Source organism: Variovorax sp. Soil_C_33 (genome assembly GCF_057656935.1).
This window is the reverse complement of record NZ_JBDGJK010000056.1, coordinates 1-392: the sequence shown is the minus strand read 5'-3', so window position 1 is coordinate 392 and position 392 is coordinate 1. Positions and strand designations below refer to the sequence as shown.

Sequence of the window (392 nt, the reverse complement as noted above, 5' to 3'; positions counted from 1 at the left end):
AACTCAGGCCGAAATCTTCTCCAGGTAATAGCAACCGAGCCCGCGAACCGTTGCGACGCGCACCGGTCCCTTTTCGAACTTCTTGCGCAGACGATGGATGTACTGGCCGCAGCAGACACTGCACGCGTGACCCCTCTTCAAACCTGAGGACGAACGCACGCGACGTAGCGGCAGCAGGTACGGGGTCGCAGGGTGGCGTCGAGGCGTGGCAAGATGACGCCCAATCCTTCGCTCGGGCGGACCTCTACCGGCAAGGCACTTGAGCCCCGACGCCGGTTTAGTTCATCATCCGATCCGCGAGCAAGTGCCTCGCCGTGGGCTGCTGCCGGTTTCAAAGACACCTTGTTAAGGTGGAAGATGAAACCGGAGGTGGTTCATGGGAACGAGAAGGC

At 60.7% G+C, this 392-nt stretch carries 1 pseudogene; it reads right to left on the bottom strand.

Annotated elements, in window-relative coordinates:
* Positions 1-3: 3 nt before the first annotated feature.
* Positions 4-102, bottom strand: a pseudogene (locus AC3A6B_RS29900) (DNA-binding response regulator); the annotation flags it as partial.
* Positions 103-392: the final 290 nt, after the last annotated feature.